This is a genomic window from uncultured Mucilaginibacter sp. (assembly GCF_913773635.1).
Classification (GTDB): Bacteria; Bacteroidota; Bacteroidia; order Sphingobacteriales; family Sphingobacteriaceae; genus Mucilaginibacter.
The window spans coordinates 370,006-393,115 of record NZ_CAJYGQ010000003.1 but is presented as its reverse complement, the minus strand read 5'-3'; the positions used below and the strand labels follow the sequence as shown (position 1 = coordinate 393,115).

The window sequence follows — 23,110 nt, the reverse complement described above, 5'->3', positions numbered from 1 at the left end:
GGTAATTAAAATACCGAAAAAACGCCACGGGTGTAAGGCAAATTGCGTGTAAGCTTTTCCATTTGTCGTTCAAAAACATCTTTAGCCTCAGGCGCTCCTATTTCGTTCATCAGCTTTGTGTAGGCCCAAAGCACTTCGCCATCGGCTCCATTGGCAATTTTAAGCGACATGGTTACCTCGGCAGTTTTATTGTAACCAAATATCGCAGCGGCAACTATGCCTACGTTAGGCGTATTTTCCTTTCTTAAAAAATCTCCGTAAATAACGGCATCTACGCCAAGCGCTTTGGCTACTTCGTCCTTACCATACATATCTAAGCTCCCCTCCATTCCTGCTTGCTTAAGCAATTGATTTGTTTCCTGTATGTTCTGAAAACGCACCTTATACTTGAAAAACTCCTTAATTAAGGCCGTGTAAACATCAAATTGAACCTGTTTGGAAAGTTCAGCTTCGTTACGCAGGTGAGCTGTGGAATCAAAGTCTTTAGGAGTTTTACGGTAAGCAATATGTGTATCAAACGGAAGAATAGCAACTGTGCGATGTGCTTTAATGGCTTGCTTAAGCTTAGGACTTTTATATACTTCTTTACCCGGTTCAAGCAACTGGGCGTTACTATGTAAGCAGGCTAAACTCAGCATTAATATTATCAACACTTTTTTCATGACAAGATCTGTAGGTTTTTACAACAGACTATTTCAAATGAAAAAGGTTACACATCATCATGAAAAAATATAACAATTTGCTTTACGCATAAAAAAGCCGGATAACAGTATATGCTATCCGGCTTAAGATTTAAGTATTACAGTTAATTACTATTTCTTTAAACCAATTTCTCTTAAACGCTCGTCAAGATATTCGCCTGCTGTCATATCGCTGTACACCTTAGGATGCTGGTCATCTATGGTGCTTTCCAGGCTGGTTAAGTCCATTGCCGATTTTGGGTGCAGGAAAAACGGTACCGAAAAACGCGAAAATTTCATTTGCTCGCGCGGAGGGTTAACCACCCGGTGCGTTGTTGATTTAAGTTTGTTATTAGTTAAACGTTGCAGCATATCGCCAACATTAACAACAATATCCTCACCATGTGCTTTAATAGGGAACCATTCGTTATCACGCGTTAACACTTCCAAACCATCGGCACTTGCACCTATAAGTAATGTAATCAGGTTAATATCTTCATGGGCACCGGCACGCACTGCATCGGGTGCCAGGGCATCCGGGTCTTCAATAGGAAAATAATGTAACGTACGTAGTATGGAGTTACCGTTATGAACCTTATCATCAAAATAGTTTTGCGGTAAGCCCAGATAAATGGCTATTGCCTCAAGCAACATAATACCGGTGGCTTCCAGCTTTTGATATATTTCACGTGTTACGGTGTTAAAATCAGGCAACTCATCTACATATACATTATCAGGGTATTGATCTTTAACAGGATCTCCGTCAGTAACCGTTTGTCCAATTTGCCAAAACTCCTTTAAGTCGGGCACCTTAAACCCTTTAGCGGTTTCCTTACCCTTGCTGGTATACCCACGCTGGCCGGCAAGCTCGGGCTTTTCATATTTTAGCTTTGTTTCTTCGGGCAATGCAAAAAGTGCTTTAACCTGCGTATACAAACTATCTATAAGCTCTTTGCTAAGCCCATGATTAGTGATAGTAACAAAGCCTGTTTCATTAAATGCACGGCCTATGGCATCAGAAAATGCCTTGCGGCTTTCAGTATCTCCGTTTTTATAAGAGTTTAAATCAAGCCGCGGAATATTTACTGTACTCATAACAATCAGTTTAAGGTAATATGATGTAAAATTATCTAATAAAGCTAATAAGCAGGTAGCGTTGATAAAATTTTATTTGCCCGGCTGCCGTTTAAATATAATAACAAACGCTTTACACAATAAACATTCACAGGCATTAAACGCTTTTGCTTCAACGGTGTCGAACATTGCAAACACCAGTTAACACAACCAACATGAAAGGTTTACTAAAATATATAAGTATATGCTGCCTGGCATTCATCAGCATTGCTGCCATGCCTCAACAAACAGCAGCACAAGGCGGGCAAATAAGCTTTCAGGATTTTTATGACCAGCTTTCGCCCTTTGGTACCTGGGTGGATGACCCTGAACACGGAACAGTTTGGGTACCTGATGTAGACCAGGACTTTAAACCGTATGCTACCAACGGGCATTGGGTAATGACCGAATATGGAAACACCTGGGTATCAGATTATGAATGGGGCTGGGCAACGTTTCATTACGGCCGTTGGAAATTTGATGATTACTACGGTTGGGAATGGATACCGGGTTACGAGTGGGGACCAGCATGGGTTGACTGGCGCAGCGGCGATGATTATTACGGATGGGCACCGCTAGGGCCCGATGCCAATATAGATGACGCTTATTATTACGCCGATGAACCATCATATGATTACTGGACCTTTATACCACAGGCCTATATTTACAGTCCGGTAGTGTACAATTACTATGTACCGCGTACCCGCATTTCAGTATTTTTTGGCCGCACCAGGTTCATTAATAACTTTTACAACTACAACAATTACCGGTACGTATGCGGGCCGCGCCGCGTTGATATTGAACGTGCAACTCGCACAAGGGTTAACGTTTATAACGTACGTAACATAAGCAGGCCAAACCGCAATTATGTAGTCAATAACAACACCATTAACATTTACCGCCCGGTGGTACGCCGTGGTGACAATGCACGACCCAACCGCGTTATTGACGGCAATGCCTACCGCAACGCTAACCCGGGTGCCCGTATAGGTAACAGAAACGGCCGCTTTACCAACCGCGATAATGCATCGCGACTGGCAAACATTGCACGCAGCAACAACACAGATAATAACAGGTTTATAAAAAACAACAACGATGCTGACAGAGCGCGTCCGGCTCGTCCGTCGACTGATAGAGTACCTAATCGTACCCGTGATGAACAGGATTGGCGCCGCAAACAACAGGAAGGCCAATCCTCAGTTACTGATCAGCAAGCTCTACAGCAACGTAACGAGAGAGAGCGTGACCGCCGTAATAACGAGAACAACAATTCGGAAGGCAGACGACCAAGACCGGCTCAAGGTCAAATGACTGATGAGCAACGTCAGCAATTTGAACAGCGCAGACAGCAACGCGATCAGCAAAATCAGCAGATGACTGATGAACAACGTCAGCAGCAAATGGAACAGCGCAGGCAGCAACGCGATCAGCAAAACCAGCAGATGACTGATGAGCAACGTCAGCAGCAAGAGCAACGCCGCCAGCAAATGGAACAGCGCAGACAACAACGCGATCAGCAGAACCAGCAGATGACTGATGAACAACGCCGCCAGCAAATGGAACAGCACAGACAGCAACGCGATCAGCAAAATCAGCAGATGACTGATGAACAACGTCAGCAGCAGCAGGAACAACGCCGCCAGCAAATGGAACAGCGCAGACAGCAACAAGACCAGCAACGTCAGCAGCAGCAAGATCAACAGCGCCAACAACAAGAACAGCAACGCCAGCAACAACAGGAGCAACGTCGCCAACAAATGGAACAGCAGCGTCAGCAGCAGCAGCAGGATCAACAGCGCCAACAACAAGAACAGCAACGTCAGCAACAGCAGGAGCAACGTCGCCAACAAATGGAGCAGCAGCGTCAGCAGCAGCAGGATCAACAGCGCCAACAACAGCAAGGACGACAAAGACCAGGACGTCCGTATTAAATAACCTTAGCCTGGCGTTTAACTACGCCAGGCTTTTATTATAATATCTCCCCCATGAAGTTTTTAAAATGTATTTGGGTTGTGCTTATACTTGCAACCTCAACAGCTTACGCGCAAAATAATAACGAAATAGCGTTTACAGCTACATCATGGAATGAAGCATTGAAACAAGCAAAAGCGCAAAACAAACCCATTTTTGTAGATGCATATGCTACCTGGTGCGGCCCCTGTAAAATGCTAAAAGCCACCACTTTTAAAAATAAAGATGCTGCTAAATTTTATAACGCCAATTTTATAAATGTTGCACTTGACATGGAGCGGGGTAATAACCCCAAACTTGCGCAACAGTGGGGCATGCGGGCCTACCCTACCCTTATTATTTTTAACAGCGACGGTAAGATACTGCTCAATACTGTTGGATTTATTACGGCCAAAAATTTACTTCGTTTTGGCGAAGAAGGTCTTAAAAGACAATAGCACAAAAAAGTCGGACAACTCTCGCAGTAATCCGACTCTACATCTACCTATGAAAAACAGCCCTTTGAGTAGGGCAGTTATATAAATGCAACACTTGTACCAATGCTTAAAACCTTATTTTAAGCTTAATTTAAGGCAAGCAAAACGGAAAGTATATTTTTTATGAGGAAATATTTACTGTGATTGTAGAAATACATGCTTACGTATTTACTCTCATTGACAACTTGAAAATCTGCAGACAGTTATTTACCAGCGTTAATCAGTTTAGGTATTTAATGAGATTTAGCAGTTTAAGCAGAATTGATAATGCAAAAAAAAGTCGGACAACTCTCGCAGCATCCGACTCTACATCTACCTATGAAAAACAGCCCTTTGAGAGGGCACATTAGTATAGACAAATCTTGTACCAATGGTTTAATTACCTATACCACAAACTTAATTTATTGCTTCAAACGATTCATCTGTAGAATAAAGAGCAATTAAATTCTCAAAACGGGAAAATTTAGCTACACAATTATTGCATATGACCATCAGTACGCGTCCCTACTGAGCTTGTATCTCTTCTAGCCGATGCTGTATCCCTGGCGTTGGATGGTCCTCCAAATTTGTTGTTCGGGTCTTCGTGGCAGGCAGTTAAAATTGTGAGCCACATTGCAAATAATATATATTTAGCTTTTTTCATCTTTAGTGGTTTTAAAAACAACTCGCAAACAAACAGTTTGTTCATACTCTTCGCCAGAAAAATGCCTTCGCGTTAAGTTTAATACGTATTTATCGTTAATTATTAAACTATAAATAAGATAGTATGTTAGCTATTTATGGAACAGGCCGTATTTCTTTTAGCTACAGACCCCAATGAACCTTGCCGCGACGTAATACACTCGCGCGATACCGACTTGAAGGTGAAAGTGTACTGCGTAACAGACGAAAGCTTTACGCCAGACCCTGATGAAATTCAGCTTTATGCCTACGCTAACAACAGGCTATACGCCTTTGAAACCATTAATATTGCACCTGATGATGCGCTGGATGTGGTAAGCGCTATACAGTGGTATGCCACCTACATAAAATTTCCGGAGATGGAAATTTTACCTGAAGACCCGCGAATGGATCAGGATATTGCTATTTGATACGTATTGTGGATAACCTACTTACGTTCGGTAACAACACGCTGCCCGATCTTTGCAATAGGTTAACAAAAATAGACAATGATCTGGCAACCATTGTCGAAAATTTTGGCTATCCGCCCTATTGGTCGCGCAGCAACACTTTCGAATCACTGGTACATATCATACTCGAGCAGCAAGTTTCGTTAGCATCAGCTCTTGCCGCTTTAAATAAGCTTAAAGACAATATACAACAAGTAACGCCTGCCAGATTTTTGCTGTTAAGTGATGAGCAATTACGCGCCTGCTACTTCAGCAGGCAAAAAACCACCTATGTACGAAACCTTGCCGAAAACCTGCTGTGCGGAGCTATTGACCTTGAGGAATTGGAGAGCCTGCCTAACGAAAAAGTTCGCCTACGCCTTACAGCATTAAAGGGAATAGGTAACTGGACCGCCGACATTTATCTGTTAATGGTTTTGCATCGTACAGACATCTTTCCAATTGGTGATTTAGCTATTATAAACGCCCTTAAAAAGTTAAAAAACTTACCGGTTCAAACACCTAAAGAGGAATTATTGCAAATAGCCGAACAATGGAGACCTTACAGGAGCATAGGAGCAATGCTGGTATGGCATTACTATCTATCGTGTTAAAATTACTCTATACTCCGCTGAACATTGAGAAACCACCATCAATATAAACAACTGTGCCTGTAACAAAGGCTGATGCATCGCTCAGCAACCAAATTAAGCCACCTACAAGCTCTTCTGGCTTACCGAAACGTTTATAAGGAGTATTCTGGAGTACAAGATTACCACGCTCAGTGTAGCTGCCGTCACTATTAGTTAAAAGGGTGCGGTTTTGATCGGTTAAAAAGAAGCCTGGTGCTATTGCGTTCATTCGCAAAGTATCGCCATAACGGTTAGCTGCCTCAAGCGCAAACCATTTGGTGTAAATATCAATGGAGGCTTTAGCCATACTGTAGCCCAAAACCTTGGTTACGGCATGTTGTGAAGCCATTGATGATATGTTAACAACGCTACCTCTGCCACCTTTGGCCATAACTTCGCCGAAAACCTGTGTTGGCACAATGCTGCCCCAAAGGTTTAAATCCATTACACGACGCATGCCATCAAGATTCATGGAAAACAAATCGGTTTCGGGTGTAAGCACAGCTCCCGGTATACTACCGCCAGCGCCGTTAACCAAACCATCAATACGCCCGTATGTATCAACTACTTTATTGCGCGCAGCTAATAGGTCCTGCTCATTCATTACATCGGCTACAAGGGCAATGCCTTGCCCTCCCCTGGCTTTTATAGCATCGGCACGTTGCTGTGCAATATCTTCTTTACGGCCCAAAATGCCTACAATACCGCCTGCATCGGCTATTCCATTGATAAAGGCCTCACCTAAAACGCCAGTACCACCGGTTACTATAATTACCTTGTCTGTTAAAGAAAAGTTGCTCATGATGTAATAATATAAAAAGCCACTTAGTTAACTAAGTGGCCCGGCAATATACAAAATCATATGCCTAAACTGGCTCTTTTGGTTTGGTGCTAAGTTTTGTTAAACGCTATTCAACCGTCCAAATGGCATCAACAAACCATTTTTTGCTATCAAAAAAGTGCTGGACTGGCTTAAAGCCCGATACTGAAGCCATATAATCGGTTTGACCTAGAGTGTACTTTTGTGAAATCTCCATATAGATGTACTCATCTTTAGTGAAGGTTACTGTTTGGTTACACAAACTAACTTGTTGATCGGCCAAACTAATTAAATAGCTTTTACAAGCACCTGTCTCAGGGTCATAAGTAGGGTAATGCTCAAATTTAGAAAGGTCGAAGTTTGCACCCAGTTCGCTGTTTATACGGGTAAGTAAATTTAAATTAAAATTACGCGTATGTCCTTCGGCATCGTTATAAGCTGCCAAAATAGTTTTGGGATTTTTTTTCAGATCTACGCCCATCAGTACACTATCGCCTTTGGCCAAATGGTTACGCAACTCAATACAAAATTGCTGAGCATCACTTACTGGCATATTACCAATATTTGATCCTAAAAACAAAACCACCTTACGGCGTGGAGATAGCTCAGCTGCTTCTTTAAGCATGTGAAAATACTCACCTGTTAAACCAATTAATTGTAAGCCTGGTAAGGTAACGGGTAAGGTTTCTTTAAGATAATTAATTACATGCCCCGAAATATCGATAGGCACATATCTGAAATCGGCACTCTCATTAAGTAAATGGCGCAGCAGGTGTGTAGATTTCATAGCGTCTCCGGCACCCAACTCAATTAAATCAAACGGACTATCATCTGCTATCATGGCTTTAGCCAGTTCTTGTGTTTGTTGCGTAAAAATCTCCAGCTCACAATCAGTTGGATAGTATTCGTTACTACCCATAATTTGCTGGAAAATTTCATCGCCGGCAGAATCATAAAAATACTTTGGTTGCAAAAATTTTGGTACCGCTTTTAAGCCTGCTATAACATCGTCGCAAAACTGCTGGTTAAATTCCTGCTCGGCAACGGAAGTATCGGTAAGTACATTGTTCTCAAAATTTTTCATAGGTTAGATTATTGGTATTACTTGGCCAAACGTATGCCGGTAAAGTGCCAGCGCAGGTTAGGGTGAAAAAAATTTCGGTAGGTTATGCGGCTATGTCCGGGTGGTGTGGCTTCTGATGCCCCGCGAAGCACCTTTTGGTTCACCATAAACTTCCCATTATACTCGCCAATTGCACCCGGAGCCTTGCTAAACCCCGGATATGGTAAATATGCACTTTCCGTCCACTCCCAGCTTTTGCCCCAGTTGAATTGCGTGGCAGCAACTTCCCATTCAAATTCGGTTGGCAAGCGCATCCCCTTCCATGTAGCATAAGCGTAGGCTTCATAAAAGCTTACGTGCTGAACGCTATGGTGCAGGTTCAATGCCTCCAGGCCTCTAAAGGTATAAGTATGCCACTCCCCATCAATTTGATGCCAGTACATGGGCGCGGTTACATTATTAGTTTTAACCCAATCCCAGGCTTCGGCATGCCAGTAACGAAAATCCTGATAACCGCCGATGTTTATAAATTCCAGGTACTCGCCGTTGGTAACCAAAGCGGCACTGATTTGATAAGCGTTAAGATACACCTTATGACGGTTTAACTCATTATCAAAGCAAAAGCCATCGCCGGTATGTCCTACCTCATAAACACCTTCGTTTACATTAATAAAGCCATCCTGCTCTGTAATTTCAGGCGATGAGTATTGCGGGTTATATGCAGGGAACAATGGGTTATGCCCTAAAATGTACTTTATGTCGTAATACAGTAATTCCTGGTGCTGTTCCTCATGGTTAAGTCCTAATATAAATAGTTCTTCAACTTCCGGTGATGTCTCCTGGCACAAAAATTTGTAAATAGCCTCATCAACATACTCACGGTAGCGGTAAACATCAAGCACTGTGGGCCTGCTCAGGTTACCTCTGTCAGTACGTATAACTCGTGCACCAACTGTTTCATAATAACTGTTAAACACATAGTTATAATCAGGATTGTAATCCTGATAGCCCATAACATAAGGCTTAAGTATAAAGGTTTCAAAAAACCATGTGGTGTGCCCAATATGCCACTTAGGCGGACTAACGTCCACAACGGGCTGCACCACGTAATCTTCGGTTTGAAGGTAACTGCAAATATCTTCGGTGCGGCGGCGCACGGTTTTATAACGCTCGGCTAAAGTCATGTAAAGTTAATTCCTATCCAAAAAGTGTTTTAGGTCTGAAATTGTTTTGATGCCCAATTCATCGGCTTGTTGCCTGCGCATCATTAAAGCATAAGCATTGTTAAAGCCAATTGGTTTTAGCCATTTTACGCTATATTTTTTATTGAACTCCTGCTGCACATAATTATATGTTTTTTCTTTATTGGAAGTTATTTGCTGCAGCTTAACTGCAGGCGGCTGCAGCAGCACAAGCAAACCCGTACCGGTATATTCGGGGTAAAAGTCAATTTGATTATTAGTAAGTGCGTCAAAACATATTTTAGTGCCACCCAAGCCGGTTTTGGCCGATGTAGTGTAGTTAGTATTACCTTCAATTAGCATTCGGTACATTTCGGCTAAAATGTATTGCTCTCCAAAAACTTTTGAGCCTATACGAATTACGCCCGCTTTACCTTTACGGCTTGGCTTAAACATATTGTTAGCCACTAAAAAATCTTTAGCTACACGCTCTGGCGTTTGATGCAGTTGGTCGGTGCGATAGTTCAACTCGGTCATTACCGAATCGTTGATGTGGCCGGCAAGCAGGTTAAGTGCATCCTCAAGGCCGGGGTATTTTTGCAGCGCATCCGCCCTTACAATAGGTGCAGCGTAGTAGGGTGGAAATATCTTTTTATCATCATCAAGCACCGTTAAATTAAAAGCCTTCAGCCGGCCATCAGTAGAGTACCCGCTTATAACATCAATCTGCTTTTCGAAAGCCGCTTTGTACATCACAGCATCGTTTATAACGGTGGTATGAATTTTAAGCCCATACTTTTGCTGCAGGCCAAGGTTACCATCTTGCCGACCCATAAACTCGGGCGTAAAGCCTGCAGTAAGTTTACCGCCCGATGCGGATGGAACAAGATAGTACACGGCAAACGCAACTATAATTACCGGCAGGGCAAACAAGGCATACTTCAACTTTTTAAAGCTTACACGCTGCACAACCGATAGCAGCACATCAAACAAAATGGCCAATAGTGCCGCCGGAATGGCACCTGCCAAAATCATATTACTGTTGTTAAGCGATATGCCACCAAATATAAATTCACCTAAACCGCCTGCGGCAATATAAGAGGCCAGCGTTGCTACACCTACATTGATAACTGTTGCCGTACGTATGCCTGCTAATATAACCGGCATAGCCAAGGGCAGTTCAACCTTAAATAGTATTTGCCGTGCACTCATACCCATAGCCAGGGCTGCTTCTTTAACAGATGGTTCTACACCTGTTATACCTGTATATGTATTACGAATAATGGGTAACAATGCGTACAAAAACAACGCTACAATAGCCGGTGTAGCACCAATACCCAGCAACGGAATCATAAAGCCCAATAAGGCTATACTCGGAATAGTTTGCAACACACCCGCAATGCCTAATACCGTACCAGATAGCTGCTTTTTACGGGCAATGAATATACCCAGCGGCAAGCCGACAATAATGGCAATCAATAATGAAACCAGTGTTAAACCGATGTGCTCTAATGTTTGGCTTAACAGCTTATCGCTTTGCTGCTGCACAAATTGCCATAGGCTTTGTTGTTGCTGGTTCATGCAGTTAATGTGTTTTGATAATGGTTATACGCGGCCATCAATTGCTCAAACGTTACCAATTTTACCTCATTTGTTTGTGCCGACTTGAGCATTATTTGTTTGACATCTCCTTTAAGCTTCTGGATGGCCTGCCAGATGCTTTCATTTGTATTAAGCGGCAAACCAGAGTCTGGCAAATCATGAGCAGATGGCAAGCTGTACCAAACGTCATGCAAGGTTATAGCCTTTAACTCAAGCTGTAGGCGTTGTGCCTTTAAAAAATTACGTACAAAGTCGTTTTCCGGTTTAAATAGCAGTTGAGCAGGTGTGCCCATTTGCACAATCTGCCCTTTATCCATAATGGCAATACGGTTACCTAATTCAAAGGCTTCGTGCACATCATGCGTTACCATTACAATGGTTTTACGCTGCAATTCATCCAGCTCTTTAAATTCTTCCTGTATTTTGGTGCGTGTAATATTATCAAGTGCACCAAACGGTTCGTCCATTAGTAAAACCGGAGCATTGGTCATGAGTGCACGCGCCAGGCCAACCCTTTGCTGCTGACCTCCGCTTAGTTGTGAAGGGTACTTGGTTAATAAATCAGTAGAAAGATGTAGCTTTTGAAGCAACTCATGTATACGGTTTCGTGTTTTTTCTTTATCCCACTTTAAGAGGCCGGGTACTATGGTAATATTCTCTGCTACGGTATAATGCGGAAACAGCCCGTTGTTTTGTAAAACGTAACCTATATTCCGGCGTAATAACTCGGGCTTTTGAGCAGTGATATCTTCTCCACCAATCCATATTTTACCGGCAGTTGGTTCAATAAGACGATTGAGCATCTTTAGCGTAGTTGTTTTACCGCAACCGCTGGTACCCAGCAAAATCAGGTTATCACCCTCAGCTACTTCAAATGAAATGTTATCAACAGCCATAACCTGGCCGTATTGTTTGCTGAGGTTTTGAACCCTGATCATGCTTTAAAGGTAGTGAAACCACTTGTAAATACTCACTCTTGTGAGGAGCACTTAAGATGATTTTTTGATTAGATTTATTTAAAGTCAATGCTTTACAACATTGCCTTTATCGAATAACTATTTATCGTCTAACGTCATGAATAAATTATTCAATGATTCGGAATATGTTGGATGAGCAAACACACAATAACGAATACGATCATAAGTGATGCCTCCCTGCATAGCCATTTGCAATACCGACATTATCTCACCTCCTTCTTCAGCAAGAATAGCTACGCCAAGTATCTCCTTTGTATCGGCGTTTACAATGGCTTTCATGAGTCCGCGTACCTCTCCCACCTCAACGGCACGGGCAACGCTTTTCATTTTAAGTACAGCAACCCTGTAGTTAATACCCTGCTTTTTTGCTTCCTCTTCGGTTATACCCACGCGGCCCAACTGCGGATCGGTAAACATGCAATATGGTACCGGCCTATCTTCGGTGGTTAAATCTTCATTCATTAAAAGGTTACGCCAAACAACAGTAAAATCGTTATAAGCAATATGCGTAAAGGCCGGCCCACCGTTAACATCACCTAAAGCATATATACCGGGCAAGTTAGTTTGCAGTTTATTGTCAACCTTAATGAAACCCTTATCATCAACCTCTATACCCGATGCTTGTAAATTCAACGCTTGGGTTTGTGGTTTACGGCCCGCAGCTACCAGCACATGGCTTACTTCCATTTGCTCGGTGCGTCCGTTTATATTTAAGGTTGCTTGTATGCGGCCATGAGCATCTTTTTCAAATTTAGTGGCTTGGGTGTTGGTAAATACCGCTATTCCTTCCTCCTCCAAAAAATTATGAACCTCGCGCGATACGTCTTCATCTTCGTGGCTCATTATACGCGGACCGCGTTCAAGTAAAGTTATCTGGCTACCAAAGCGCCTGAACATCTGACCAAACTCTAAGCCTATGTAATTACCTCCAATAACCAAAATGTGTTGTGGTACCGTTTTTAATTCAAGTATGCTTGTTGACGTAAGGTAATCGATACTGTCAAGGCCTTCAATATCCGGAATTACGGTTTGCAAACCTACGTTAATGAAAATCATGTCAGCTGTTATTTCCGCACTTGCACCATCATTAAGGTTTACGGCAACTACCTTATGGCCACTAAAACTAGCTTCACCAAACAACAAATCAATATTCGGATCTTCCTCCAAACTTTTTTGATTGCCGCTGCGCGAATGCATTACAATGTCATCCTTACGCTTTTTAATTTGAGGCATATCAATGCTATAGCCATCAACATGCACACCTAAGTTGTTACAACGCCCGGCAAGATAAGCCGCCCTGGCTGATGCCACCCATGTTTTTGTTGGCGTACAACCATCATTTACGCAAGTACCGCCAACCAAACGCTTTTCAATAATAGCCACCTTTTTACCGGCCTTGGCCATTTTACGCGCCAGCGGACTACCAGCCTGCCCGGCACCTATTATTATAACGTCATACTGTTTCATGCGGTAACTTTTACTCCCTTCCAAAATGCTACGTAGCCTTTGATTTGCGCAGCAGCATCTTTAGGCTCAGGGTAATACCAGGCAGCATCAGGGTTCTGCTTTCCATCCACTTTGAGGTTATAGTAAGATGCCTTGCCCTTCCATGGGCACATAGTATGCGTATCACTCTCGGTTAAAAATTCCTTATTAACGCTATCAACAGGAAAATAATGATTATTTTCTATAACAATGGTTTGATCGCTTTCGGCAATTACCTGGTTGTTCCACGAGGCTTTCATAATTAAAAATTGCTGGGGTTATGAATGCTGTAGCAACACTCAGTTCAACAACAGAAATAAATTGAATTAAGCACATTTTGTTTTCAGGTACACATTTAAAGAATAGGAATAAAAAAATGTAAAAAAATTGGTGAATTATTTTTTAATTTTTCAGATAAACGTCTATCTTTGCAGTCCCAAAATAAGGGATTGTTCTTTAACTTGTAAGCGTAAAACATGATGTAAATCATTACTGCGCATTACCAATTTAACAATTGGTCCATTCGTCTAGGGGTTAGGACGCCAGATTTTCATTCTGGAAACAGGGGTTCGATTCCCCTATGGACTACATTGGTGAGGTATAAATATTTAGGTTAAGTGTTTATTATCCGCCAGTTTAAATTTAATAATTGGTCCATTCGTCTAGGGGTTAGGACGCCAGATTTTCATTCTGGAAACAGGGGTTCGATTCCCCTATGGACTACTAAAATCTTAAAAGCTGCTTACATTGTAAAGCGGCTTTTTTTATGCCTCAGCTACAAATTTAAGTACCATATCATACAGGTTTAGCTGCCATTATTATATCTTTAAGCTTTCGCCCTACATTAAAGCAATCAAGTAAACCAAATACTTTGTTAAGTTTATGGCAAATCACAACGCAAATAGCACTACTACAACGGGATTGATGCTATTAAAGGAGGCACAAACCTATTTACCTGCACTATACATTTTAATGGTTGGCATGGGAATGCTGTTTGAATACCATAAGTACAAAATATTCCACATCAACATATTCCAATATGCCGATATATTTGATTTTTTGATTGCCCCGTTTCGGGATCCTACAATTTTTGCCTTTATCCTCTTATCTATAATCATCGTATCAGCTTTATACACGTGGGATAATCACATGAGGCTCAATAAGCCGGCTCAATATTTAAAACTTTCGTTTGGACTGGTGACCAAACCTTGGTTTAAGCCGGTTCACCATATTGCCTTTGCAACCCTGTTTTTGTTTTACCTGTACGTATCATCAACTGCAATTGCCCAAAACACCAAGCGTAAAACACTCAATCAAAAGCAGCAAATTGCAATAAGGCTGGATGACAATAAATGGATAAAAGCGCAACTGATAGGTAAAACCAAAGAAATGATTTTTATTTACAAGGATAGTAAGGTCTCAATTTTACCTGCCGGAAGCGTTAGAGAAATGATAGTAGCAGGGAATTAGCAATTATGTGGAGGCAAATTAAATAAATATGCTAAACAACGACACGTTTGCCTTAAATGCAGCGTCTTGGCTTTATGAACCGTGTACTTCTTGTCTTCATTAGCCTTCTTGTAAGCCGGTATGCATTAGCTCAGGACTACGTTGCTGATGCAGATAAACTTGCTGCTATTATACAGCAACTACCATCTTATAAAGACCAGATTAAAGGTGATCAAAAACGCTTGTTTGACGCACAAATACAACAAGTAAAACGCGATATCATGAAGGCAAAAGATCCCTATTCAAGGTTCTATGCCTTATCTCAACTAATACTGCCGCTTAGAGATAACCATCTTTATTTCAGCCAAGCCCCGCCTGTTGATATTACTGTTCCATCTTTAAAAGACACAGCATTCATGAACCGATATCGCGGTTCGGTATGGTTTAAGCAGGCACTAAGCAGTAAACTGAACATCGACTCGATAAGTAAAGCTTTATCAGCTACTCCAGCAGACAGCGTTGAGGGAATTTATCATTATGGTGATGCGTTATCTATGGCCTTATACCGCACCACAAAGCGAGACAGCTTAGTAGGCGTAATTACCGATAGCAAAATAAAAACATGGCAACCAGGGCAAATAGCCATGGTGCTGAAAGAATATCAGCCCAAACGCTTCAAGGCCTACACGCTGCATGTTTTGCAAAAAACATGGGGACTGCTTTTAAATGAAAAGCTGATGCATGGTATGCTTACTGAATCGCACTGGAAAAAGTTTAAGAACCAGTCCGACTTTGTGAACATTAAATCAACAGAACCACTTTTTAAATTCAAAAACATTGGCCCGGGTATTAATTATCTACGCTTAGGCAGCTTTGCAACATCCAACAAAAGCCTTGCAAACAGCACTGATTTTTACAATACCATAAAAGATAGCTTAACTGCGCCCACCTTAATTGTTGATTTAAGAAACAATGGCGGCGGGGGTTTTAAATCATCGGGTAAGTTTTTGAAGCTACTTGAAGCATACATCAGAAAAGGGCGCATATATGCATTGATAAACAATCGTACTTTTAGTAACGCGGAGCAATTTGCTATTAAGCTATCACAATTAAAAAATGTAACCTTGCTTGGCGAACCTACAAATGGCACGTTAACCTATGGCAATAATACCGGAGTGACGGAAACTTTACCATCGGGCGAGTTTAAGCTTTATATAACCGACATGCGTGATGATGGAAATTACCTTCCTTTTGAAGGTGTAGGTGTAAAACCGAATACGCTACTTAGTGCGCAAAGCGATTGGATACTGCAAACCATTCAGCTTATCAACAAAAAATAAAAGGTCAACCATGTAATGGTTGACCTTTTATAAAGTATGATATGTTTTAGTACTTCCTAATAATAAACTTAAACGCTCTCTTTTTGTAAAAGTGCCGGTATAGTTTTCATAATGAGTTTTACGTCATTAACCAAGCTATGATTTTGGGCGTAAACGTTGTCGAGCATCAGGCGTTCCTCTTCGCTCATATCGCCTTTACCGCGCTTCTCTACCTGCCATAAACCAGTAATACCTGCCGGAGCGTGAAAACGCAATGCATATTTATCAGTAGTAAGCTTTTCAGCTTCGTATAATGGCAACGGGCGGTTGCCTACTATGCTCATGTCTCCAATAAATACATTCCACAACTGTGGTAATTCGTCAATACTGGTGTTACGTATAAAGTTGCCTACACGGGTAATACGAGGGTCGTTCTTTATCTTGAAGAATGCCGACCCGCCGGCAGTCTTTTTATTGTCAATGTATTCACGTTCGCACCAATGTACATTATCAGCATACATAGGAAACTGACATTTGCCCGAATTCATACAATCGGCGCACAAAAATGAAGTATTTTCGATTACTTTTTCTTCTTTTACCCCTGCTTGTTCCTTTTTTGCCGCGGCATCAGTATCGTATTGATTCAGGTGCTTCAGATCTTTCAAACGCTGATCGGCGTTTACATACATTGACCTGAACTTATAAAACTTAAACACCTGGTAACCCGTACCTACCCGCAATGAGTAATAAAATGCCGGTCCTTTTGATTCAAGCCTTACCAACAAATACACCAGCAAAAAGAATGGCGATAAAAACAACAGCGCCATTCCTGAAAAGAAAATATCAAAAGCACGCTTACCTGGCGGAATGCTGTAATTTACGTTAAGGGTTTTTGTTGTCTCCTGGCGTAGGGCTTTCCAATAATCAATAAGAAAGTTTACGCGGGTTTCAATGTTTTGAGTTGACACAGGGTTGGTAAACACATCGGCCACGCCGGCATCAAGCGCAAGCTGCCTTAGGTTAGCATTAAAATGGTTAACAATTAAAAAGAAGGGAACATTACCCATGTTGTTCTTTTTAAGTGTTTCGAGCAGCGTAATGCCTGATGATGCTAAAATTTCATCTTGCGAAATAATTGCTGCAATGTTAAGTTTATTTTCCTGCCAGGCCGAAAACATTTGCATTCCGTTTTTGAAATGCATCAGCTGCCTGTCTTTAAAATTACACTGGTTAATGGAGATGGTTAGCTCATCACTCAAATTAATCAGCGCAATTACCTGCCGTTGCTGAGTGTAGGGTTGGCTCATAAACTTTGCACATTCTTTCCAATTCTTCTCAATATCGCTCTTACACGTGCTTCAAGTTCGGCCGGGTTAAACGGCTTTACAATAAAATCGTCGGCACCGGTATTTAAACATCTAACCCGCACCTCAGAGCTATCCTCGCCCGATACGATAATTACTGGAATTGATTTAAAAAAGTCGCTGCTGTGTAGTTGCGTTATAAGATCTAACCCGCTTAGGTTAGGCGTATTTAAATCTGAAATAACCAGATCGGGTATATTACCGTTCTGTAAAAACGACAGCGCCTCAAGCGCCGAAGGGCATATCTCTATTTCGTAAGATTTACCTAAAAACTTACGAAGTATGAGCTGCATGTAATTGTCGTCTTCAACAATTAATATTTTGGTTTGTCCCGTGTCTGAAAATCCCATGCGAGTGGATTTGGTATTTGTGCTTAATAGGTTGTTAATAACAGGTATCATACTAACTTGTTTATATACCTTGTTACGAAATTTTTAATGTAAAGGTTCTGTAATTACAAAATTGTTATGAAAAAAACACTCGTTTAAAACGCTTTAGTATCGCCTTCCATAAACCGCCATCAATTTGCAGCCTGCGGTCAGTTGTCCAAACAATTGATTGCGGGCTTGTAACGCGGTGTATACTGCCAAAACCTTTATTTTTTAATTTTAATGCCAGGTAACCATCTTCATTGGTACCGGGCGGGTGATTAAAACTGTCTACCTGCAGCCCTTCTTCGCGCCTGAAACCCGAATCGAAACCATAAACATTTACCGCCTCATTTTTAAAATACTGGTTGTAAACCCTGGTTAAGTCAGATAGGTGCTCATAAAAAAAGTAAGTAAAACGACCTGTGCTACCCACGGGTATAAATGAAAACAAGCCGTGTGTAATGGCAACTTTCCTGCTTTCATCTGCCAGCGGCTTAATCATCTCCTCTATCCAAAACTTGGGGTAAATGGTGTCAGCATCGGCATTTAAAATGTATTTACCTTTTGCTTCGGCCAACCCACGATTGCGGGCTGGTGTAATACCCTGCGTTGTTTCTAAAATACAGTTTACGCCGCAGGCTTTTACCAGTTCTTCTGTTTTATCTTTAGAGTTGTTGTTAATTACATTGATTTCAACACTCCACTTTGTTTCATTGTTACAAAGGGATGCCAAGGTTTGCACAATGGTATCTTCCTCATTGTAAGCCGGTATCGATATGGTTACATCGGGTACTGCTGAGTTTTTACGCAACTTTTGGTAAGCCTCACGCACCTTTGCAGGGTCTTGCTTATTGTAGAAAAAATCGCGCACATAAGCAGGTATCGAAACAGGTCTCATAAAACGAAGCAAATTATAATTTTTCCTTTAACTTTTTATATTTTTTATAAGCTAAACTACTCATTTAATGGAAAATTAATACCAACAGAGCTTTTTAGAGTCTTTGAGTACAATCAGGCTTTTTTAGCTTTAATAACGTTATACGCAAAATGCATATATATGGTGCATTTAATTACAATAAATTTTACTCTCCTATAATTAACTGTTTATGTGCCTTTTACAGCAACATCACTAACCTATACCGGGCATTGCTTAATTATTATTTAATTTAGCCCAATGAGTAAGCAACAACCAACCATTTTAGTAGTAAATGATGATGGTATTACCGCACCCGGTATAAAAGCATTAATGGAAACTGTACAGCAGCTGGGCCGCGTAGTAGTTGTAGCACCCGATAGCCCGCAATCGGGTATGGGGCACGCCATAACCATAGGCAAACCATTACGGTTAGACCGGGTGGAGCTTTATGACGGCGTTGAAATGTACAAATGTTCGGGCACACCGGTTGACTGTGTGAAGCTGGCAGTAAACCGCATATTCCGCGGCAAAAAGCCCGATTTATGTGTGTCAGGCATAAATCACGGGCTTAACAATTCCATAAATGTTCTTTACTCGGGCACAATGTCGGCCGCGGTGGAGGGAGCGATAGAGGGTATTCCATCTATTGGCTTTTCGCTGGATGATTACACCCTGCAGGCAAACTTTAAACCATGCCTACCGTATGTAAGGCAAATTGCTGAACAGGTATTGCAACGTGGGCTACCTTCAGGTACATTACTTAATGTGAACTTTCCGGCGGGTGATAACCTTAAAGGCATAAAGGTGTGCAGACAGGCGCATGGTAAATGGGCCGAGGAGTTTGATGAACGTATGGATCCGCATAAAAGACCTTATTACTGGCTTACCGGCGAATTTCAATTAAACGACCAGGGACAAGACACCGATGTTTGGGCGCTTGATAACAATTATGCATCAGTGGTTCCGGTGCAATTTGATATGACTGCTCATCATGCCATATCGGTTTTAAACAGTTGGGGACTGTAAGCTTGAATCGTGTCAGTTTACAGCGGCGGTTAAGCTGGCGCGTTTTGTAAACACCGGTAACTTAAACGTACCTTTACTAAATGTTTAACAAAAATTCATTGCCTTTAGGCATTTTAGCCGGCTGCATACTGCCGGGTATAGCCTGGCTTATTTTTGAAGTCATATACAAAGGCACCGTAATTATGAACCGACCTGCCATGCCCTATCTTATTGCCATAGGCTTAAATTTGTTACTCATCAGAATCTTGCACTCAAAAGGTGCCGAAGACACCGGCCGGGGCGTTATGCTGGCCTCATTTATTTGCATGGTACTGGTTGTTATTTTTAAAATAAGGCTTTAAGCAAATGAAGTACTATTTGGTAGCGGGCGAGGCATCGGGCGATTTGCATGGTGCCAACCTTATGAAAGCTTTAAAAGCGGAAGATGCGCAGGCAAACTTTCGTTTTTTTGGCGGCGACTTAATGCATCAGCAAGGCGGAACTTTAGTTCAGCATTACAGCACAATGGCTTACATGGGCTTTGCCGAGGTGTTGATGAATATACGCACCATTATGCGCAATATGAAAACCTGTAAGCATGATATTGCTGCGTGGCAACCCGATGTTCTGATACTGATTGACTTTCCGGGATTTAACTTAAAGATTGCCGAGTACGCCCAAACTTTAGGTTTAAAGGTATGCTTCTATATATCGCCAAAAGTTTGGGCCTGGAATCAAAAGCGGGTGCATAAAATAAAACGCGTAGTTAATCACCTGTTTTGTATACTCCCGTTTGAAGTTGCCTTTTACCAGCAATTTGGCATGAAGGTGGATTATGTAGGCAACCCTTTATTGGATGCCATTGCCGCATTTATACCCGATCCGCATTTTATTGAGAACAATAATTTCGGTCATAAAAAAATAATTGCCCTGTTACCCGGAAGCCGTAAACAGGAAATAAGCCGCCTGCTGCCTGAAATGCTAAACATTGCCAAAAATTTTACAGATTACCAGTTTGTAATTGCCGGTGCGCCATCTTTTAGTGCCAATTACTATCAGCAATACATTGGCACCTGTAATATTCCGGTTATTTTTAATAGCACTTATGATTTGCTGCACCATGCGCACGCGGCCGTTGTAGCATCAGGAACGGCAGTGTTAGAAGCTGCTTTGTTCAATGTGCCCCAAGTTGCCGTATATAAGGCCCATCAATTTATGATTACGGCAGCACGCATGTTTTTAAAAATTAAATATATTACGCTGGTTAACCTGATAATGGACAAGCCGGTGGTAAAAGAACTTATACAGGAAGACTGCAATACGAACACCATTAGTGCTGAACTTGAACGTTTGGTGCAGGGCAATTACCGTGAAGCTATGCTTAACAATTATGAAGAGCTGGATTCAAAAATGGGGCAACCTGGTGCTTCGGCTAAAACGGCCAGGCTTATCATAGGATACCTATAAATAAACAAAGCTCCGGCATACGCGGAGCTCTATTGTTTTCATAGGTGATGAAAAAAGCTTTATATAGGTAGATATGTAAATGCTTTATTATGCAGCAGCATTTAATTGCTTGCTAATGAACTGCGATTTGCGTTTATGCGCTTTTAAATCGGCAAGTAGTAAGTTTCTTAAATCTAAGTCAAACTGTTTCATCAGCTTGCTTTCGGTGTTTTGTTTAGCGTTTTTCATGGTAGATGCAGGGTTGATGAGTGTGTAATATATTAAGCAGCCGAAAGGCCTTTTTTAGTACTTATGCTTTGTTTGATAGTATCAATTAACTGATCTTTTGCATTTTTAACCGTTTTTAAGTCCTCCATTAACAGGGCTTTTAATTCATTGTCAAAACGGGCAACCAGTTTGCTTATTGGGGTTTTGCTGTTAGTTTTCATCGTTTCTAAGTTTTAAGGTCAAAAAATTAATTACTCTGTTTTTTTCTCTTTATCAATGTGATCAGTTTCGCTCAGGTTATCTTTTCGGCGCTTTGCCTCTTCAAACTGCCTTTGCACTTGTTCCTGATCGCGCGAATCTGACGGTTGCTCAGGATTTTGAGGATTTTCCCACTCTTGCCCTTGTTGTTCGTCCGGATTAGTTTGATCAGCGGTAATCATATCGTTGTATTTGTTTAATCTTACTCTAATAGGGTGCCAAACTAACCAACACAACCTAAATTATTTTACAAACAACTGATTATTAGGCACAAAATTTACATTACCAGCACAACTGCGCGCTGTTAATGATAGCTAAACTGATACAGGAGGAAACGCCGACTGTATGATAATTGCAAATTTTGTACAGTGCAGCAGCTAGGCTGTAAGCTTTTTTGAACTCGAAAGGTGAACTAACAGTACAATTACGGACAGTATAATTCCAATAGCGCACACACCTTGCCAGTGGTAAACACCCCATATTTTTGCCGCGAAAAACGTGCCTGCAGAACCGCCTGCAAAATAAGAGACCATGTAAACGGTATTGATACGGTTACGAGCCGAAGGATTTAAACCGAATATGATTGCCTGATTAGATATGTGTGTAGCCTGAACACCCATATCCATGAGAATTACGCCTATAACCAGGCCGATGATGCTTTTACCAAAAAACATGAAAATTACAAATGACACCAACAGCATTAACAATGTATAGGTTATAAGCCGGTAAGGGTTAGCTTTATCACTAAGCCGGCCAATAAGTGAGGCTGCAAGCGCACCAAAGGCGCCTATTAAACCAAAAGCACCGGCCACTGCACTACCTTCGTTGAAAGGCGGCTCGCGGAGTAAAAAAACGAGGGTTGTCCAAAATGCACTAAAACAAGCAAAGCATAACGCACCTCTTAATGCAGCTAACCTTAACTCAGGCTCTTGTTTAATTAATGTAACCAGTGATTGCATTAAGCTTTTGTAATTACCTGAGTGTTGAGGCTCAACCTCTGGAACAACAAAAGCAATAAGCAGCCACATAACCATCATTAAAGCGGCTGCTATGTAAAACATGGCGCGCCAGCCAAAATGTTCACCTACAAAACCACTTACCGTACGCGATAACAGTATACCTATTAAAAGCCCGCTCATGATAAAGCCTATTTTCTTACCACGCTCTTCGGGGTTAGCTAGATGTGCTGCCAGGGGCAACAAAATTTGCGGCACAATAGAGGTAACACCAACTAAAAAACTTGCGCCCGCCAAAATCCAAAATGATTTTGCACTTGCTACCATTAATAAGGCTATAAAAACAAAAGCAAGATCAATCAGCATTAAACGCTTTCTTTTAAACATATCGGCCAGGGGTACAATAAGCAGTAAACCAGCTGCGTAGCCTAATTGTGTAAACATGGCTATTTGCCCGGCTTGCCCGTTTGTAATACCAAAAGCTTGCGCTATATCACCTAAAAGCGGTTGGTTGTAGTATATATTGGCAACCACAAAACCCGTTGCCAGGGTCATGGTCCATAGTATAGTATTAGTTAGCTTATTGCTGGCGGTAGTGTGCATTTTTAAAAAAATGTTGTAAGAAAGCAAAGGTTGCAAACGTTTACCATAAAATACACTTTCAAAATCAGTCAATTGTCAAACTGAAC

26 protein-coding genes and 2 tRNA genes are annotated in these 23,110 nt (G+C 41.6%); 11 read left to right on the top strand and 17 right to left on the bottom strand.

The annotated features are described in order from the left end of the window. Positions 1-5: 5 nt before the first annotated feature. Both QZ407_RS03170 and QZ407_RS03165 read right to left on the bottom strand, forming a co-directional pair. Entirely contained in the window at positions 6-662 is a 657-nt protein-coding gene (locus QZ407_RS03170; protein WP_295767636.1) for a hypothetical protein, read from the bottom strand. A 150-nt stretch (positions 663-812) separates the two neighbouring features. Continuing rightward, a complete protein-coding gene (locus tag QZ407_RS03165; protein ID WP_295767635.1) occupies positions 813-1,775 on the bottom strand; it encodes a 2-oxoglutarate and iron-dependent oxygenase domain-containing protein in 963 nt (320 codons plus the stop codon). 194 nt (positions 1,776-1,969) lie between these two features. Between QZ407_RS03165 and QZ407_RS03160 the strand changes: the two genes are divergently transcribed. Then, on the top strand, positions 1,970-3,724 hold the full coding sequence (locus QZ407_RS03160; protein WP_295767634.1) for a DUF6600 domain-containing protein: 1,755 nt from the start codon (positions 1,970-1,972) through the stop codon (positions 3,722-3,724). 54 nt (positions 3,725-3,778) lie between these two features. Beyond that, positions 3,779-4,201 (top strand): thioredoxin domain-containing protein, encoded by a 423-nt coding sequence (locus QZ407_RS03155; protein WP_295767633.1) that lies wholly within the window; start codon positions 3,779-3,781, stop codon positions 4,199-4,201. Positions 4,202-4,715: 514 nt separating this feature from the next. Here the strand turns inward: QZ407_RS03155 and QZ407_RS03150 are convergent. After that, positions 4,716-4,883, bottom strand: a complete 168-nt coding sequence (locus QZ407_RS03150; RefSeq protein ID WP_295767632.1) for a hypothetical protein — start codon at positions 4,881-4,883, stop codon at positions 4,716-4,718. 136 nt (positions 4,884-5,019) lie between these two features. Here QZ407_RS03150 and QZ407_RS03145 point away from each other — a divergent pair, with 136 nt between their 5' ends. Both QZ407_RS03145 and QZ407_RS03140 read left to right on the top strand, forming a co-directional pair. Then, entirely contained in the window at positions 5,020-5,331 is a 312-nt protein-coding gene (locus QZ407_RS03145; protein ID WP_295767631.1) for a hypothetical protein, read from the top strand. Between the two features lie 8 nt (positions 5,332-5,339). Further along, the gene (locus QZ407_RS03140; protein WP_295767630.1) at positions 5,340-5,963 is read left to right on the top strand and encodes a DNA-3-methyladenine glycosylase 2 family protein; all 624 of its coding nucleotides are present in this window, start codon (positions 5,340-5,342) and stop codon (positions 5,961-5,963) included. Positions 5,964-5,970: 7 nt separating this feature from the next. On the opposite strand, the gene QZ407_RS03135 is transcribed toward QZ407_RS03140, so the two are convergent. The 7 genes from QZ407_RS03135 to QZ407_RS03105 form a co-directional block, all read right to left on the bottom strand. Continuing rightward, complete coding sequence (locus QZ407_RS03135; protein ID WP_295767628.1) at positions 5,971-6,783, bottom strand: SDR family oxidoreductase; 813 nt, start codon at positions 6,781-6,783, stop codon at positions 5,971-5,973. Positions 6,784-6,889: 106 nt separating this feature from the next. Further along, positions 6,890-7,885 carry an L-histidine N(alpha)-methyltransferase gene (locus QZ407_RS03130; protein WP_295767627.1) on the bottom strand — a complete coding sequence of 332 codons (996 nt, stop codon included), beginning with the start codon at positions 7,883-7,885 and terminating at the stop codon, positions 6,890-6,892. A gap of 17 nt (positions 7,886-7,902) precedes the next feature. After that, on the bottom strand, positions 7,903-9,048 hold the full coding sequence (gene egtB / locus QZ407_RS03125) for an ergothioneine biosynthesis protein EgtB (protein WP_295767626.1): 1,146 nt from the start codon (positions 9,046-9,048) through the stop codon (positions 7,903-7,905). A 6-nt stretch (positions 9,049-9,054) separates the two neighbouring features. Continuing rightward, positions 9,055-10,626 (bottom strand): ABC transporter permease/substrate-binding protein, encoded by a 1,572-nt coding sequence (locus QZ407_RS03120; protein ID WP_295767624.1) that lies wholly within the window; start codon positions 10,624-10,626, stop codon positions 9,055-9,057. Then, complete coding sequence (locus QZ407_RS03115) at positions 10,623-11,585, bottom strand: ATP-binding cassette domain-containing protein (protein ID WP_295767622.1); 963 nt, start codon at positions 11,583-11,585, stop codon at positions 10,623-10,625. The genes QZ407_RS03120 and QZ407_RS03115 overlap by 4 nt, the downstream gene beginning before the upstream one ends. Before the next feature lie 117 nt (positions 11,586-11,702). Next, positions 11,703-13,091 (bottom strand): mercuric reductase, encoded by a 1,389-nt coding sequence (locus tag QZ407_RS03110; protein WP_295767620.1) that lies wholly within the window; start codon positions 13,089-13,091, stop codon positions 11,703-11,705. Continuing rightward, positions 13,088-13,369, bottom strand: coding sequence for a DUF427 domain-containing protein (locus QZ407_RS03105; protein WP_295767618.1), 282 nt, complete (start codon positions 13,367-13,369; stop codon positions 13,088-13,090). The genes QZ407_RS03110 and QZ407_RS03105 overlap by 4 nt, the downstream gene beginning before the upstream one ends. 256 nt (positions 13,370-13,625) lie before the next feature. On the opposite strand from QZ407_RS03105, the gene QZ407_RS03100 reads away from it, so the two are divergent. The 4 genes from QZ407_RS03100 to QZ407_RS03085 all read left to right on the top strand — a co-directional run bounded on the left by QZ407_RS03100 (position 13,626) and on the right by QZ407_RS03085 (position 15,898). Next, positions 13,626-13,697: transfer RNA gene (locus QZ407_RS03100), tRNA-Glu, on the top strand. Positions 13,698-13,760: 63 nt separating this feature from the next. Then, positions 13,761-13,832: transfer RNA gene (locus QZ407_RS03095), tRNA-Glu, on the top strand. A gap of 159 nt (positions 13,833-13,991) precedes the next feature. Next, positions 13,992-14,579: a hypothetical protein gene (locus tag QZ407_RS03090; RefSeq protein WP_295767616.1), complete on the top strand. Its 588-nt coding sequence runs from the start codon at positions 13,992-13,994 to the stop codon at positions 14,577-14,579. 74 nt (positions 14,580-14,653) lie between these two features. Further along, positions 14,654-15,898 (top strand): S41 family peptidase, encoded by a 1,245-nt coding sequence (locus QZ407_RS03085; RefSeq protein WP_295767614.1) that lies wholly within the window; start codon positions 14,654-14,656, stop codon positions 15,896-15,898. A gap of 68 nt (positions 15,899-15,966) precedes the next feature. On the opposite strand, the gene QZ407_RS03080 is transcribed toward QZ407_RS03085, so the two are convergent. From QZ407_RS03080 to QZ407_RS03070, 3 genes are all read right to left on the bottom strand, one after another. Next, positions 15,967-17,184 (bottom strand): sugar transferase, encoded by a 1,218-nt coding sequence (locus QZ407_RS03080; RefSeq protein ID WP_295767612.1) that lies wholly within the window; start codon positions 17,182-17,184, stop codon positions 15,967-15,969. Next, entirely contained in the window at positions 17,181-17,591 is a 411-nt protein-coding gene (locus QZ407_RS03075) for a response regulator transcription factor (protein WP_232336513.1), read from the bottom strand. The genes QZ407_RS03080 and QZ407_RS03075 overlap by 4 nt, the downstream gene beginning before the upstream one ends. Positions 17,592-17,706: 115 nt before the next feature. Then, complete coding sequence (locus tag QZ407_RS03070) at positions 17,707-18,510, bottom strand: glycosyltransferase family 2 protein (protein ID WP_295767607.1); 804 nt, start codon at positions 18,508-18,510, stop codon at positions 17,707-17,709. 276 nt (positions 18,511-18,786) lie between these two features. Here QZ407_RS03070 and surE point away from each other — a divergent pair, with 276 nt between their 5' ends. The 3 genes from surE to lpxB all read left to right on the top strand — a co-directional run bounded on the left by surE (position 18,787) and on the right by lpxB (position 21,000). Continuing rightward, positions 18,787-19,554: a 5'/3'-nucleotidase SurE gene (surE, locus tag QZ407_RS03065; protein ID WP_295767604.1), complete on the top strand. Its 768-nt coding sequence runs from the start codon at positions 18,787-18,789 to the stop codon at positions 19,552-19,554. A gap of 80 nt (positions 19,555-19,634) precedes the next feature. Then, on the top strand, positions 19,635-19,895 hold the full coding sequence (locus QZ407_RS03060; RefSeq protein WP_295767603.1) for a hypothetical protein: 261 nt from the start codon (positions 19,635-19,637) through the stop codon (positions 19,893-19,895). Positions 19,896-19,899: 4 nt separating this feature from the next. Continuing rightward, positions 19,900-21,000 (top strand): lipid-A-disaccharide synthase, encoded by a 1,101-nt coding sequence (gene lpxB, locus QZ407_RS03055; protein ID WP_295767602.1) that lies wholly within the window; start codon positions 19,900-19,902, stop codon positions 20,998-21,000. A gap of 87 nt (positions 21,001-21,087) precedes the next feature. Here lpxB and QZ407_RS03050 read toward each other — a convergent pair whose 3' ends face one another. The 4 genes from QZ407_RS03050 to QZ407_RS03035 form a co-directional block, all read right to left on the bottom strand. Further along, positions 21,088-21,228: a hypothetical protein gene (locus QZ407_RS03050; protein WP_295767601.1), complete on the bottom strand. Its 141-nt coding sequence runs from the start codon at positions 21,226-21,228 to the stop codon at positions 21,088-21,090. A 32-nt stretch (positions 21,229-21,260) separates the two neighbouring features. Continuing rightward, a complete protein-coding gene (locus QZ407_RS03045; protein ID WP_295767600.1) occupies positions 21,261-21,428 on the bottom strand; it encodes a hypothetical protein in 168 nt (55 codons plus the stop codon). 30 nt (positions 21,429-21,458) lie between these two features. Continuing rightward, positions 21,459-21,647: a hypothetical protein gene (locus QZ407_RS03040; RefSeq protein WP_295767598.1), complete on the bottom strand. Its 189-nt coding sequence runs from the start codon at positions 21,645-21,647 to the stop codon at positions 21,459-21,461. Between the two features lie 195 nt (positions 21,648-21,842). After that, positions 21,843-23,024, bottom strand: a complete 1,182-nt coding sequence (locus QZ407_RS03035; RefSeq protein WP_295767597.1) for an MFS transporter — start codon at positions 23,022-23,024, stop codon at positions 21,843-21,845. Positions 23,025-23,110: the final 86 nt, after the last annotated feature.